The sequence below is a fragment of the Rothia mucilaginosa genome, assembly GCF_001548235.1.
GTDB lineage: Bacteria > Actinomycetota > Actinomycetes > Actinomycetales > Micrococcaceae > Rothia > Rothia mucilaginosa_B.
Window position 1 is genome coordinate 2,187,376 of record NZ_AP014938.1, and the last position, 15,082, is coordinate 2,202,457.

Sequence of the window (15,082 nt, forward strand, 5' to 3'; positions counted from 1 at the left end):
TTTGAGCAAGCTCACATGTCGCTCTCACATGTCGCTAAAGTAGCCCTCAACATCCACGGCACCACCGGAGGCCTCAAAATCAGCACGAACCACCTGCGCCAACTCGTCATCAACCAGAAAATCCAAAGCCACAGAAGCCAAACCGAACGCCGCATCCAGGGCAGCATCAACCGCCGCCGGAGTGTCCGCACAGTGCGCGAACTCCACCGTGTGCATGCCGGTACCCTCGGGCGCAATCTGAATCAGCGGGTGAATACCGGGCACGCGCAGGCTCACATTACCGAAATCAGTAGAAGCCGCCAGGGTGTCACTGACCGTTCCGGGCGGGTACGGGTGGCGACCCACCGAACGCTGAGCCGAAACCCAACGCTTCAACAGCGGACGGTTCGTGCGCACCGGCATGGTCATCGGCGAAGAATCCCACGTCACCTCCGCGCTCACGCCAGCCATGAGCGCCGCCCCGCGCAACACCTCCTCAACTCGTCGCGACAGCGCACGCAGAGTCGGCGCGTGCTTAGAACGGATATTAATGTGCAGGCTCGCCGTAGCAGGAATCAGGTTCGGGGCGTCCCCGCCGTGGTCAATAATCGCGTGAATACGGTCAGAACCGGGAATCTGCTGACGCAACAAACCCAAACCCTGATACGCCAGATTCGCCGCATCCAGGGCGTTACGACCCATAAACGGATGCGAGGACGCGTGCGCACTCACGCCCGTGAAGTTCACGCGACATTCACGGCGACCCAACCACGCCTGATCAGCCACATCCATAAAGTAGGGGTGCACCATAATGGCGGCATCCACCCGCTCGAATGCGCCGGCGCGCGCCATCAGCTCCTTACCGGCTTCAGACTCTTCGGCGGGCGTACCGTAATAGAGGACCCTGCCGCTGAACGCCTCGGGGCCGGTGGCGAGCGCATCCGCCAGGGCAAGGAAAGCACCCAGCCCCGATACCGCAATGACGTTGTGGCCGCAGCCGTGACCGATGCCCGGCAGCGCGTCGTATTCGGAGAGAATCGCGATGGTGCGGTGCTTGGCGGGGTCGTAGTCGGCGCTGGTGAGCTCCACCTTGAACGCGGTATCCAGGCCGAAGGCGGGGTACTCGATACTGAGGTTCGGGTGGGCTTCGCGGACCGCGTCAACGAGCGTGCGGGAGGCGAAATACTCCTCGTAGGCGGTCTCAGGATGCGCGTGAATCGCCTTGAGAATTGCGCTCAGGGAGTCCGCGCGGGTGGATACGGATTCGGCGAGGTCGCGGCGAATATGTGCCAGCCCGCTGTCTTCGTCGAGGCGGTGGCCGTAACCCATTCCGTGACCGTGGTGCTTTCCGTGTCCCTTTCCATGACCGGGACGTTCGCCGTGGCTACGTTCCTGCTCGGGATGTGCGTGCTTGTGCTTGCGGCGGTGCTCAGCGGCACGCTTACGCTGCTCGGTTTCGAGGGCAAGGATCTCGGAGTACTCGCTACCGCGCACGCAATCAGCATCGGGTGCGTCGTAGTGGCGGGTTGTTGCGGCGGGTCGGTTCGGTGCCGTTCGACCGGAATTATCGGAAGTGGGCTGGGTGTGGGCGGCGGTGCCCTGTGCGTTCGCGTCAGTCATGCTTCTACGCTACCGTCTGCGCTCGCCGGGCGCTAGATGTTCGGGCGTGATGGAGTCGGAAACACCCAAAAAGAAATTTGTGTCACATAAAAGAAATTTTGTATATATCCTAGGAATCTTTGATTCATAGGAGTAGCGTTAAGCACATGGGAGCGGCAATCCAGCCGCACCCGTCACCATCCGGCGCTAGCGATGCGAATGCCGGCAGGACAGTTCACAACCGGTCCAAACCATGTCGTTTGGGCCTCTGCCATTACCGTGACAGACCCATGGATGCGAACCGTACCGGCAAGCACACACCGCTGTGAGCGCCACAACCACGCTAAGGAGCTCCATCCCATGAAGGCAGCACGCTTCTACGACCGTAACGACATCCGCATTGAAGACATCCCCGCACCCGAAGCCGCTGCGGGCGAGGTTCTGGTCAAGGTCGCATGGTGCGGTATTTGCGGTACCGACCTGCACGAATACCTTGACGGCCCCATCTTCTGCCCCCAGCACGGTCATCCCCACCCCATTTCTGGTGAGGACTCCCCCGTCACCCTCGGTCACGAATTCTCCGGTGTTGTTGAGGCACTGGGCGAAGGCGTAGACGACCTTGAGGTTGGCGACCACGTTGTCGTCGAGCCCTACATCATTCGTGATGACGTTTACACCGGCCCCGACTCCAAGGACTACCACCTGTCCAAGGACATGAACTTCATCGGTCTGGCAGGTCGCGGTGGCGGTCTGTCCGAGAAGGTTGCTGTCAAGCGCCGCTGGGTTCACAAGATTCCTAACAACATTCCCCTGGACGAGGCTGCACTGATTGAGCCCCTGAGCGTTGGCTACCACGCTGTTGAGCGTGCAGGCGAGTTCGAAGAGGGCGCATTCGCACTGGTTACCGGTGCTGGCCCCATCGGTCTGCTGACCTCCGCAGTTCTGAAGGCTAAGGGCGCTAAGGTTATTATCTCCGAGCTGTCCCCGCTGCGTCGCCAGAAGGCTCTGGACTCCGGTGTTGCTGACTACGCTTTCTCCCCCGCTGAGGTTGACGTTCTGGCTGAGATTCACAAGCTGACTGACGGCCGTGGCGCTGACATCGCGTTCGAGTGCACCTCCGTTCAGCCCGCACTGGACCTGATTCTGGACGCTCTCAAGCCCACCGGTAAGGTCGTCATCGTCTCCATTTGGGGTAAGCCCGCTTCTCTGGATGTTCAGAAGGTTGTGCTCAAGGAGCTCGATATCCGCGGCACCATCGCATACGTGAACTCCCACCCCGAGACCATCAAGCTGGTTGAGTCCGGCAAGATTGACCTCAAGCCCTTCATCACCGGCAAGATCGCTGTGGAAGACCTGATTGACAAGGGCTTCGACACCCTGATCCACCACAACGAGACCGCTGTGAAGATTCTGGTCACCACCGACCCGGAGCGTCTGGCTGAGTAATCTCTTCGAACGATACTGATTCGTTCAGTTTCAGCTGATGCAGCTGTTCTTCTAGCTTCCTTAGCGTAGCTAGTGTGGGGTGAGGTTCCTTCAAGGAGCCTCACCCCACTGTTTTTTGCGTGCTTTTTACCGGACATACAACCGAGCATACAAAAATCCCCGGTTCCGAAGAACCGGGGATTATCTGTGCGCGAGGGGGGACTTGAACCCCCACCCTCTAATACGAGGACTAGCACCTCAAGCTAGCGCGTCTGCCTATTCCGCCACCCGCGCAGGTGACTTTCGAACGTTTTCCTTTCGGTGCCGTTCGAAGCAACACGTAATACTATACGGGTTTTCTGAACACTCCGCAAATCGAAAGAGCATGTTCTGCGTCACACATTCGAGGTTGACTGGTTCCCCACACCCCCGGCGATCTTCTCGCACCTTGAGTAATATGACCGGCACGCCCACTCAACTGCCATATTTTCGGTCATAACGACTAGAATAAAGAGCATGAATAATGAGAACCTCTCCCGCGAAGAAGCCGCAGAACGTTCGGCTCTCATCAGTGTCGACACCTACGACGTGCATGTCGACCTGACTAACGCCAAGGACCCCGAATTCGAGTCCTACCCCACCGTCACCACCGTCCGATTCTCCTGCAACACCCCCGGTGCAGAAACCTTCATCGACTACATCCACCACAGCGTCGACTCCGTTAAGCTCAACGGCACCGAACTGACCCTGGCTGATGTCGTCAACGGCGCACGCATCACCCTGCCCAACCTGCAGGCAGAAAACGTGCTCACCATCCACGGTCGCTCCTACTACTCCCGCTCCGGCGAAGGTATGCACCGCTACTTCGACCCCTCCGACGGTCGCGTCTACCTGTACACCCAGTACGAGCCCTCCGACTGCCGCCGAGTCTTCCCGAACTTCGAGCAGCCCGACCTGAAGGCAGTCTTCAACTTCCGCATCACCGCACCCAAGGACTGGGTCGTCAGCTCCAACGGCGTACTCGAATCCCAGGTCGTAGACCCCACCGACGACTCCATCACCAAGCGAGTCTTCTCCCCCACCGCAAAGATCTCCACCTACATCACCGCAATCGTTGCCGGCGAATACTTCACTGCAACCACCACCTACAAGCCCAAGAGCAAGGTCAACAGCGGTGACATCCCCCTGGTCGTATACTGCCGCCAGTCCCTCAAGCCGCACTTCGACTACGACCACATCTTCAAGGTCACCGAAAACGGCCTGGACTTCTTCCAGGACCTCTTCGACTACCCCTACCCGTACCCCAAGTACGAGCAGGCATTCGTACCCGAATACAACATCGGCGCAATGGAGAACCCCGGCCTGGTCACCTTCACCGAAGACTACATCTTTGTCTCCGGCGCAACCGAGGACGACCTCGAAGGCCGCACCAACACCATCTGCCACGAAATGGCACACATGTGGTTCGGCGACCTCGTCACCATGAAGTGGTGGGACGACCTGTGGCTCAAGGAATCCTTCGCAGACTTCATGGGCACCCTCGGCGCTAAGGAAGCCAACAACTTCAACGACGCATGGGTCACCTTCGCGAACAACCGCAAGGCATGGGCATACATGCAGGACCAGCTGCCCACCACCCACCCCATCGTCGCTGACATCCCCCACCTGGAAGCAGCATCGCAGAACTTCGACGGCATCACCTACGCAAAGGGCGCATCCGTGCTCAAGCAGCTGGTCGCCTACGTCGGCTTCGACACCTTCATCGAGGCAGCACGCGTGTACTTCAAGCGCTTCGAGTGGGGCAACACCTCTCTGAACGACTTCCTGCAGGTACTCAACGAGGTGTCCGGCCGCGACATGCAGGCATGGGCTAACGCATGGCTGCAGACCTCCGGCGTGTCCGCACTGGGCACCAAGCGCGTCTACGGTGAAGACGGCCAGCTCACCGACCTGATCCTCACCCAGGAACTGCCCGCACAGCAGCCCGCAGGTCTGGGCCGCCCCCACGTGGCAAAGCTGGAAACCTTCGCGCTGACCGACGGCAAGCTCACCTCCACCGGCCTGCTCTCCCTCGAGTACCCGGCAGAGCCCGTCTCCGAGCACCGCGTGGATCTCACCGAGGAGCAGAAGAAGCTCGTTGGTGAAGCTGACCTGCTCATGCTTAACGCAGAGGACCACACCTACGCCAAGGTTGCCCTGACCGACGAAGACGGCCTGCAGGCAGCTATCGAAGGTGTCTCCACCCTCGAATCCGCACTCTCCCGCGGTCTCATCTGGGGATCCCTCTGGGAGAACGTACGCGATGCACGCCTGCCCGTCACCACCTACGTCGACGCAGTCGTACGCAACGTCTCCAAGGAACCGAGCGCATCCCTGCTGGGCACCATGGTCAACAACGCACAGGTCGCTATCGCAACCTTCTCCGCACCCACCGGCCGCGAGCGCCTCTACGACGCTCTCTACGACGCATTCGCAGCCGCACTGGCGCAGGCTAAGCCCGGCTCCGACGAGCAGCTGATTCTGCTGCGCGCCCTGATTTCGGTCTCCACCAACGCGACCAAGGGTGAAGAGCTCTGCCGCGATATTGCCCGCGGTGCTTTCGAAGACACCACCGGCGATATTGCTGACGCAACCGGCATTCCTTACGACCAGAACCTGGGTTGGAGTGCACTGGGTGCGCTCGCAAGCCGCGACCTGGTGACCGTTGAGGATCTGGACCGTGCGGCGAAGTACAGCCCCTCCTCGATCTCTTCGAATGGTTACGCGTACGCGATTGCTGCCCTGCCCTCTGCTGAGCGTAAGGCTACCGCGTACAAGACCATCATGGAAGACGAGTCGCTGTCGAACGACGCTCTGGCTTCGACCATTAACGGTTTTGCTCGCGGCCCGGTTGAGCTGCGTGAGTCCTACTACGACTCCTACTTTGAGGCTCTGCTGCCCATTTGGGCGTCCCGTTCGATTGGTATGGCGACCCGCATTGTGCGTGGCCTGTACCCGAAGGCTCCGTACAACACCGGCTCCACCGAGGGTCTGGGCGTTGAGGGTAACCCCTCCGTTGCATTGGCTCAGCGTTGGCTGGAGGCGAACCCCGAGGCTCCTTCGGCTCTGCGTCGTCTGGTTCTGGAGGCTCAGGATCACGGCCACCGTTCGATTGTGGCTCAGAAGTTCAACGCCTCCCTGCAGGACTAAGCTGCATGGTTTGAGGGCTTGTGGCGGGGTGTGAGCCGGTATCTAGACTAGGTTCCACTCTCCCCCGCTAGGTTCTCTAGCCTCTTTGAGAGACTGCCGTTCGGCACGCTCCCGGTAACGTACCGGGACGTGCCGGGCGGTGGTCTTTTTCTGGCTCATCTATAGAATTCATAGCGGCGGTATGCCGTCCAAATATTTCCCTCATACAGTGGTTCACATACTGACAAGGGCACTTATTACCGGGGCAATTTCGCCAGGGCGCAAAACTATATGCACCCGGTGCTAAAAGACAGATAAATGTCACCCGTTTTTGTGAGCTGTCCACGCTGAAAGCATGAGAGAATAGACTAGGTATCCGCTCGCTTAGACACATCAGAAGGAGTTTTCAGTGGTCGATTACGCACTCGGTGACCGCGGTAGCGTTGACATTGTCACCGATGATTACTACGAAGCAGAAACCCTCCAAATCTTTGAGGAACTGCACATCGACCGTGAACGTATCTGGTACGGTGAAGCGCGCCTCGTTCCCGAACCGGATAACCCCTACGAGCCCAATAGCATTGCCGTCTACATTGACGAATTCAAGGTAGGCCGCATGAGCCCGGCAGACTCCGCCGCGTACTGGGATTCCATTACCCGCGTGGTCGCCTCCGGTTACGAACCCATTGCGCACCTGCAGCTTTCCGCCGTTGCCGTGCGTGCTGAAGGCGGCGGCATGCACGTGAAGAGCACCGGTGTGCTCTCCCTGTCCGCACCCGGCTCTCTCTTCCCCCTCAACGACGCACCGACCCGCGCGACCCTGCTACCCCAGGGCCCGTCGATGAAGGTGCTTGATGAGAAGGAACACTCCGAATACCTGCACAGCATCCTGCCGCCCAGCGGTGAAGGTCGCGTGATTCTGACCCTGGAAGCGAACCAGCTCAAGACCTCCGACGGCCGTTTCGTTGACAGTGTTGAGGTGCGCCACGACCGCAAGCTCGTGGGCCGCCTGAGCACCCAGATGTCTGAGCAGCTGACGCCCGTCATCCGTTACGCTTTTGAGAACGACCGCCTCACCAGCGCGTGGGGCACTATCCGCGGTAACACCCTCGAGCTGTCCCTGACCGTTCAGGCTGCACGCCCCGCCGATATTCCGCAGGAATGGTACGAGACCCTGCCCAACAACGTTCCGGCTCTGCTACCCGTTGGTGAAGAGTACGATGTGCCCGCCGCATTCGTGCCCACCGAAGGTGAGCGTCACTACCTGGAGTCCTCCGCACAGCAGGCACCGAAGAGGCGTCGCGGTTTCATGAGCTCCCTGACCGGCGGATCCTCCGCCTCCGAGCCGACCCGCAGCGAACCCGCCGCAGAGAAGCCTATCATCGAGTACAGCATTGAGGAAGAGGAATACTACGAGCCGAACGAACGCGACCGCCTGGTGAACCTGGTCAAGGGTGCAGGCCTCGCCGTTCTGGTCGCCGGCCTGATTTCGATGCTGTGGACCCCGATGCTCGGCATCCTCATCGCTATTCTGGGTGGCGCCGTCGCGGCAGTCGCCTTCTACTTTGGTCGTCAGACCTACTACGAAGCCTACGACGACGAGTACGAGGAAGAATACGAAGAAGAGGGAACTGCTGAAGAAGCAGAAGAAACCACTATGAAGGCATAAGCTCCTCTGCGACAGAGCGTAAAGATACGAAAGGGCGGCTACCCCACCATCACGGTGAGGTAGCCGCCCTTTTGCGTACCCGGTTTCTCCCGGAACGGTTAACCAGGAACGGTTAAACACAGCGGGGGTGAAAGCCTCATCAGCTTTCACCCCCGCAAGGAGTCAGATCTTAGTCCTGGCCGTAAGTCGCCATGAACTGATCCATGCTGTCATGCTGCAAAGCATAGGACAGGTTAGCATTCGCAGCCTGGTTCACGATAACAATCGACTGACCGTCGTAGGACCAACCCGGACCAGCATTCGGCAGGGTGGTCATACGCATCGTGGTGTCACCGCTAGTCAGCACCGGAGCCGCAATTTGGGCAATCTGCGCTGCATCCAGACCGGAGTCCACGCGCATATATCCTGCGATAGATTCAACAGCAGACTGGAAAGAACCCACATTATTCAATGCGCCCTTAGCTTTCATCGTGTTATACATACCACGCAGGAACGCACGCTGGTTACGAACACGCTGGTAGTCGCCGTCAGCGAACGGGTAGCGAGCACGCACGAACGCAAGAGCCGCACCACCATCCATATGCTGCATACCCTGCTTGAAAGACCACGCATTGATATCGAAGTCGAAAGGTACCTGAACATCCACACCGCCGACCGAGTTCACCAGAGCTTTGAAGCCCTCAAACTCAATCTCAGCCACGTGATCAATCTTGATACCCAGCAGGTTCTCAACGGTTGCCACCTGCAGAGAAATACCGCCGTAGTTCAGTGCGGCATTAATCTTTGCCGCGCCGTAGCCGGGGATGTTCACCCAGGTATCACGCATAATCGAGACCAGGTACACGCCCTTACCATCAGCAGGGATGTGAGCAAGCATGATGCTATCTGCACGGGAGCCGCTCACCTGAGCTGCTTCAGAACCGGAACGAGTATCGCTACCGAGCAGCAGGATGTTCTTACCCGGACCCTTCACGACATTGTAGCTGTAACCGTCATCCAGGATGCCGTCGCCGTCCTTATCGTGATCGCTCGCGTTAGCTGCAAGAGCCGCAGCAGCATCGGAGCTGTTCTCACCATTAGCACCGTTCTTGCCGGTATCCGAGTTGGTGACGGTCGGAGCCTTCAGATCCGTCACGTTGAGCTTCTTAGCCTCGCCAAGCTGCTCCTTAATTTTGCTGAGGTCTTCATCCACCTTAGTGATGGAGTCAAACTTCTCGGTCTTGCTATCCCAGGTGTGGCCAGCACGCCAAATAAAGAAACCAATACCGAGGGTAATAACCAGCAGAAGAATCAGCAGGATCAGCAGAATACGCTTGACCCATTTCTTCTTCTGCGACGGTTCAGAGTGAGCGTCGCTCATTAAGTTGTCCTTTGTTTGAGGTGGTGATACGCGAGGCGCGCAGCGCATCCAGCGAAGTCTCTAGAATGCAGAGAGCCGGAGAATACCCGCCGATACGGGGCGGCGCTGGAGGGCACAGAAAATGCACAACTCGCAAAATACTTTCCCATTGTAACGCTGTCAGCGGGTCTGCGCACCGGCGAACGAAAGGTTTTACACTACAACTTTCCTCACGTTCACGCGATTTATTTTGCTATGTGCCGCAGAACGCACAATGCCCCGCCTCCCTGAAAACCAAGGAGAACGGGGCATTGATTTCGCTAAAAAGCAAAACTGGGACAGAAGATTTACTTCTTGCCGAAGTTGCCGAAGCGTGCGTTGAAGCGCTCGACGCGACCTGCGGAGTCCATGATGCGCTGCTTACCGGTGTAGAACGGGTGCGACTCGGACGAGATTTCAACCTCGACGATCGGGTACTCGTTGCCGTCTTCCCACTTCTCGGTCTTGTCCGAGGTCATGGTGGAACGGGTCAGGAAGACCTTGCCGGATGCGAGGTCGCGGAACAGAACCAGGTTGTAGTCCGGGTGGATTTCTGCCTTCATTGATTACCTTCTTCTGCTACTGGATTTTGCCAGTAGCCCTTATATAGATGGAGTAGGTTTTTCGATGTGCAGCTATCGAGAAAATCTCAGAGCGCATCACCATTGTGCCCGCATTGGGCGCGCACAACCCATTAAGGGTACCACCTTCACGGATTAAATCCCAGTACGTTCCCTCACAGACACCAACCCACACACCGCAAACACACCCGAAGAAGGTACTCACGCGGGTTAATAACCAGATTAGGAATCGGGTTATGAACGCGGGCGAGTCTCCCAGAACGCCACGGCGCTCGCCGCCGCAACGTTCAAAGAATCCACACCGTGCGACATCGGAATCATCACCGTATCGTCACACGCCGCCAAGGTGCGGGGCGACAGACCGTGCCCCTCCGTGCCCAGAATCAGCGCAAGCTTCTCATCCCGGCGAGCAGACAGCTCCTCCAGGGTCAGCGAGTCCTCCTCCAGCGCCAACGCCGCGCTCTTAAAGCCCAGCCCGTGCAGGGTCTGCAAGTCAGCAGGCCACGACTCCAAGCGAGCCCACGGCACCTGAAAAACAGTACCCATCGACACGCGAATCGAGCGGCGATACAGCGGATCAGCACACCGCGGAGTCACCAGCACAGCATCCACGTTCAGCGCGGCAGCCGAACGGAAAATAGCTCCCACATTCGTGTGGTCCACAATATCTTCCAAAATCGCCACGCGAGAGGCACCCTGCAGCAACTGCTCCAGAGGCTGCGGCGCCGGACGAGCCATCGCCGCCAACGCACCACGATGCAGATGAAAACCGGTCACCCGCTCCAGCTGCTCTTCACTACCCACATACGCGGGAGTGTCAGGATGGGCACGCAAAACATCCGCCAAATCATCAGCCCACTTCTCACTCATCAGGAAAGAAACAGGCTGATGACCGGCAACGAGCGCACGACGAATCACCTTCGAGGACTCCGCAATGTAAATACCCCACTGCGGTTCCATGGCGCTACGAAGCTTCACGTCAGTCAGCTGCGTATAGTAGCGCAAATCCTGCTCGGGTGCCTGCGCCAGAGCCGTGACCGACTCGATGGCGTAGACACGCTCGGCACGCTCAGCAATCTGTTCGGCGCTCAGCTGCTTCGGGGCACGGCTCATGCGCGCTTGAACGCGGAGTAACGACCCGCGGAGGTGACGGTCAGAGCCAGGTCCATGTCGTAGGTTGCTGCGAGGTTCGCCTCGGTAATGGTGGACAGGATCGGGCCGGCAGCGACCACGCCGCCGTCACGGATCAGCAGGGCGTGGGTGAAGCCCGCCGGGATTTCCTCGAGATGGTGGGTGATAAGCACGGTAGCCGGTGCGTAGGGGTCAGCGGCAAGTGCGGTCAGACGCTCGACCAGGTCCTCACGGCCGGAGATGTCCATACCTGCGCCGGGCTCGTCCAGCAGCAGCATTTCCGGGTCGGTCATGAGAGCGCGGGCAATCAGTGCACGCTTGCGCTCGCCGTCGGAGAGGGAACCGAAGGTGCGGTCAGCGAGGGTATCGACACCCCAGTCAGCCAGCAGCTCGGTTGCACGCTCGTCGTCCATGACGTCGTATTCTTCCTTCCAGCGGCCGGACACGGCGTACGCTGCGGTCACGACGACGTCAGAGACCTTCTCGTTGGCGGGAATCTGGGTAGCCGAAGCACCGGAGGACAGACCAATGCGCGGGCGCAGGTCGAACACGTCAACAGCGCCGAGGGTCTCGTCAAGGATTTCAACCTCGCCGCTGGTCGGGTGCAGGCGGGCTGCCGCAATCGAAAGCAGAGTGGACTTACCGGCGCCGTTGGGGCCCAGAACGACCCAGCGTTCACCTTCGTTCACAGTCCACGAAACGTTGTTAAGGATGGGGCGGCCGCCGCGAATCACGGAGACATTCTGAAGGTTGAGTACGGTGCTCATGGTTCTTCTTCCAGTGAGTTAGATGGATGGGATGCGCCTCTCACCCCGCAACCCGTGCCGGGTTATCGGAGCGGTTGGCGCACATAGTGCGCGGGCACCCCACATTGGGTTCCTCGCGCAAAATCTAGGAGCTATAGGGGGCTCAGGGGCTATAGGTGCCGCCGCGTCGAAGGCGGCGCGCCTCATCAAATGTACCTTGTCAGATGTACCTTGTCAGGGGTGCGGGCGCATCCGCAACGGCACCTATAGCGGCAGAGTTATTAGTCGATGAAGCCGCGTGCGCCGCCGACCAGCTCAACGTGGCCGGTCTCAACGTCTGCGGTGACCATCTTCGCGATTTCCTGCGCGAACTCGTTGACGGTGTAGAGCTTGCCAGCGGTTTCGCGGCGCTGCTCAATAGCGCCGGGGTGCAGGCGGTTCAGCAGGGTTGCGGTGACGGTGCCTTCAATCATGTCAGCGGATACGACGACCAGGGAGATACCCTTCTCGGAAAGCGCGGGAATCTCGGCGATCAGTGCGTCTTCGCCTGCGCGCTTGGACTCTGCGACGGGCTTGTACTCGTCCATGGTCTCAACCTCGCGGATGAAGTGCGCCTGGTGGCTGGTCACGAACACGATGCGTGCGCCTTCGGGCATCTTCTCTGCAGCCAGGCGTGCCAGGTTCAGCTGTGCGTCACGGTTCAGGCGCATTGCGTAGTCTTCGCCCATGCCGGTTTCCATGCCGCCCGAAGCGTTCAGGATCAGGTAGTCCAGGGAGCCGAAGGTCTCCACGGCGGTGTTGACGAGGTTCTGCAGGTCCTCGCTGTTGGTCACGTCAGCCTGCACTGCGATTGCCTTGCCGCCAGCCTCTTCAATAGCCTTGACGATCTTGTTCGCGCGCGGTGCCTTAGAGCGGTAGTTCACCACGATGTTCGCGCCCTCAGCGGCGAGAATCTGCGCGGTGTCTGCGCCAACGCCGCGGGAGGAGCCGGTAATGATGATGGTCTTGCCGGTCAGCTGTGCCATAGTTTTATGTCCTTAAGTCTAGAAAGGGTGCGCCCACGCTCGGGCGCTTCATGCAGTCCGTACGGGGTGGGGTTAGTGACCCATGCCCAGGCCGCCATCAACGGGGATGACAGCGCCAGAAATGTAGCTAGCCTCATCGGATGCGAGCCAGCGAATCACGCGAGCGACCTCTTCAGCCTCAGCGAAACGACCAGCCGGGATGGATGCCAGGTAGTTCTTCTTGGTCTCTTCGGGCAGAACCTCGGTCATTGCGGTGTTAATGAAGCCCGGTGCCACCACGTTAGCGGTGATGTTACGGCCACCCAGCTCACGGGTGATGGAGCGTGCCATGCCGACCAGTGCAGCCTTAGATGCGGAGTAGTTGACCTGACCGGGGGAACCGTACAGACCCACCACGGAGGAAACCAGGATGATGCGGCCGCGCTTGAGCTTCAGCATGCCCTTGATGGCGCGCTGAACTACGCGGAAAGAACCGGTGAGGTTGGTGTCGACCACGTCGGTGAAGTCGGATTCCTTCATGCGCATCAGCAGCATGTCGCGGGTGATACCTGCGTTGGCGACCAGCACCTCCACGGGGCCGAATTCTGCCTCAATTTCCTTGAATGCTTCGTTAATGCTGTCGGCATCGCGTACATCTGCCTTGACGGCGAAAAATTCTTCGGGGGCTTCACCGCTACGGTAGGTGATGCAGACGTTGTGTCCTGCTGCCTGGAATTCCTTGGCAATTTCGTAGCCGATGCCTCGGTTGCCGCCGGTGACCAGCACGGTCTTGGGAGTGTTCTCGCTCATGAGCTTCCTTGATGAGTCGACCCCTCGCAATCAGAGCCGATGCAGCGGCTCCACGGTTGGGGTGTGGACGGATGGACAGTCGAACCTTATTTTACCGCGTTTTAGGGTGATGGTGCCGCAGGCTACACTCCACTCTTGAACACTGAACACCTACTCCCCTTCTTTTGCATACCTCATCGGGCGCGTACACTAGCTGAAGCGGAACAGCCCGCGCCCCCTTTCTACGGGCTCGCGCGGGCACGAAATAACACCGCACGTAGAGGCGCAATAGTAAGGATAAGAAGACATGGATCTGCTCGGTTCACTCTCTCAGGATGCACAGCCCGAGTACGCCAAGTGCTCCCGCAAGGGCTGCCAGCAGGCGGCAGAATTTCAGCTGCTCTGGAACAACCCGAAGGTGCACACCCCCGAGCGCCGCAAGATCTGGTTGGCGTGCTCCGAGCACGTGGGCTGGCTGGAGAATTACCTGCGCGAGCGTGAGTTCTGGAAGCAGACTCTTCCGTTTGAAGGGTAGTGCTATGTGAGAGGTGGCTCCGCTTGAGAGGTGGCTCCGGTTGAGAGACAACCCCGGTTATCGAAAGTAATTTCGATATATGCTATATTTGTTCTAATGAGTTCGGGTGAATATAAGGAGGCACCTCCCCATGATGGGCTATTCGCACACTGTCAGCGCCGCAGCTGGCTGGCTAGTGCTCGTCGAGACGGGAGTGGTGCAGGTTCCCGATACCCCCACCCTCATCGTGACCACCCTGGCGTGCGCCGGTGCGGGCATGCTGCCGGATATTGACCACCACAACGGCAGTATCGCCAACTCCATTCCGCCCATTTCACGCTGGGTAGCACGCATTGTCGGGGCAATCAGCGGCGGACACCGCAAGGGAACGCACTCTATTTTGGGACTGGTGGCCTTCTGGGCGATTGCCTACTTCAGCACCAACCTGAGCTACAACGGAATCCCCTGGGCTTCACTACTTCTTGCCGCATTCTCGGGCGGTCTAGCCTTACGTGTGCTTGGCGCACCGGGTGGATGGATCGGTGCCGTCGCCCTCGGGTACGCCGCCTACACGACCGATTCGCTGGCACTACTCCCCTGGGCTATTTCGGTCGGCGCCACCATTCACCTGATTGGCGACCTACTAACAACCCGCGGACTGCTACCCCTCTACCCCATTGTTATCAAGCCCCTGGTGGCATCTCCCCTATGGAAAAAGAGCGGCTACATGGCGCTCCCGATCCTGGGTGATGCGGGCAGTGTACGCGAGAAGGCACTCGTTCTAGCACTGACCGGGTACGTCGCCTGGTACGCGGCAGCCATGATGGGCTTTACCGAATACCCCCTGCAAATGTTTGGACTGGGTATTCACGCCGCATAACTAAATTCTCAACGCATAACTGAATCCTCCATGAGGACAGCATCACTGAAGACAGCAAAGCGCCCCGTCACTTCCCTACGGAAGCGGCGGGGCGCTTTTCTAATCCTTATCCCGACCTATCGGGGTGAGAGATTAAGCGTCCTGGATGGGCCAGAAGACGTCAACCTCAACGTTCTCTTCACCGGAGGTGGGGTACTTCTCGAACTCAGTGTTGTGCAT

At 59.1% G+C, this 15,082-nt stretch carries 12 protein-coding genes and 1 tRNA gene; 5 read left to right on the plus strand and 8 right to left on the minus strand.

Going from position 1 to position 15,082, the window contains the following annotated elements:
• Positions 1-24: 24 nt before the first annotated feature.
• Entirely contained in the window at positions 25-1,599 is a 1,575-nt protein-coding gene (locus RM6536_RS08535) for an amidohydrolase (protein ID WP_060824803.1), read from the minus strand.
• A gap of 339 nt (positions 1,600-1,938) precedes the next feature.
• Between RM6536_RS08535 and RM6536_RS08540 the strand changes: the two genes are divergently transcribed.
• Positions 1,939-3,024: a 2,3-butanediol dehydrogenase gene (locus RM6536_RS08540; protein WP_060824804.1), complete on the plus strand. Its 1,086-nt coding sequence runs from the start codon at positions 1,939-1,941 to the stop codon at positions 3,022-3,024.
• Positions 3,025-3,211: 187 nt separating this feature from the next.
• On the opposite strand, the gene RM6536_RS08545 is transcribed toward RM6536_RS08540, so the two are convergent.
• A tRNA-Leu gene (locus RM6536_RS08545) sits at positions 3,212-3,297 on the minus strand.
• Positions 3,298-3,519: 222 nt separating this feature from the next.
• On the opposite strand from RM6536_RS08545, the gene pepN reads away from it, so the two are divergent.
• Positions 3,520-6,192 (plus strand): aminopeptidase N, encoded by a 2,673-nt coding sequence (gene pepN, locus RM6536_RS08550; RefSeq protein WP_060824805.1) that lies wholly within the window; start codon positions 3,520-3,522, stop codon positions 6,190-6,192.
• 388 nt (positions 6,193-6,580) lie between these two features.
• The gene (locus tag RM6536_RS08555) at positions 6,581-7,840 is read left to right on the plus strand and encodes an HIRAN domain-containing protein (protein ID WP_060824806.1); all 1,260 of its coding nucleotides are present in this window, start codon (positions 6,581-6,583) and stop codon (positions 7,838-7,840) included.
• 169 nt (positions 7,841-8,009) lie between these two features.
• Here RM6536_RS08555 and RM6536_RS08560 read toward each other — a convergent pair whose 3' ends face one another.
• The 6 genes from RM6536_RS08560 to RM6536_RS08585 form a co-directional block, all read right to left on the minus strand.
• The gene (locus RM6536_RS08560) at positions 8,010-9,200 is read right to left on the minus strand and encodes an LCP family protein (RefSeq protein ID WP_060824807.1); all 1,191 of its coding nucleotides are present in this window, start codon (positions 9,198-9,200) and stop codon (positions 8,010-8,012) included.
• Between the two features lie 326 nt (positions 9,201-9,526).
• Entirely contained in the window at positions 9,527-9,781 is a 255-nt protein-coding gene (locus RM6536_RS08565) for a type B 50S ribosomal protein L31 (protein WP_005506069.1), read from the minus strand.
• A gap of 252 nt (positions 9,782-10,033) precedes the next feature.
• Positions 10,034-10,912, minus strand: coding sequence for a TrmH family RNA methyltransferase (locus RM6536_RS08570; RefSeq protein WP_060824808.1), 879 nt, complete (start codon positions 10,910-10,912; stop codon positions 10,034-10,036).
• Entirely contained in the window at positions 10,909-11,697 is a 789-nt protein-coding gene (locus RM6536_RS08575) for an ABC transporter ATP-binding protein (RefSeq protein ID WP_060824809.1), read from the minus strand. Before RM6536_RS08575 ends, RM6536_RS08570 begins: the two co-directional genes overlap by 4 nt.
• 260 nt (positions 11,698-11,957) lie before the next feature.
• Positions 11,958-12,701: an SDR family oxidoreductase gene (locus RM6536_RS08580; RefSeq protein WP_060824810.1), complete on the minus strand. Its 744-nt coding sequence runs from the start codon at positions 12,699-12,701 to the stop codon at positions 11,958-11,960.
• A 72-nt stretch (positions 12,702-12,773) separates the two neighbouring features.
• On the minus strand, positions 12,774-13,490 hold the full coding sequence (locus RM6536_RS08585; protein WP_005509097.1) for a beta-ketoacyl-ACP reductase: 717 nt from the start codon (positions 13,488-13,490) through the stop codon (positions 12,774-12,776).
• A 286-nt stretch (positions 13,491-13,776) separates the two neighbouring features.
• Here RM6536_RS08585 and RM6536_RS08590 point away from each other — a divergent pair, with 286 nt between their 5' ends.
• On the plus strand, positions 13,777-14,004 hold the full coding sequence (locus RM6536_RS08590; protein WP_005506080.1) for a hypothetical protein: 228 nt from the start codon (positions 13,777-13,779) through the stop codon (positions 14,002-14,004).
• A gap of 130 nt (positions 14,005-14,134) precedes the next feature.
• Positions 14,135-14,863 carry a metal-dependent hydrolase gene (locus tag RM6536_RS08595; RefSeq protein WP_060824811.1) on the plus strand — a complete coding sequence of 243 codons (729 nt, stop codon included), beginning with the start codon at positions 14,135-14,137 and terminating at the stop codon, positions 14,861-14,863.
• Positions 14,864-15,082 lie beyond the last annotated feature (219 nt).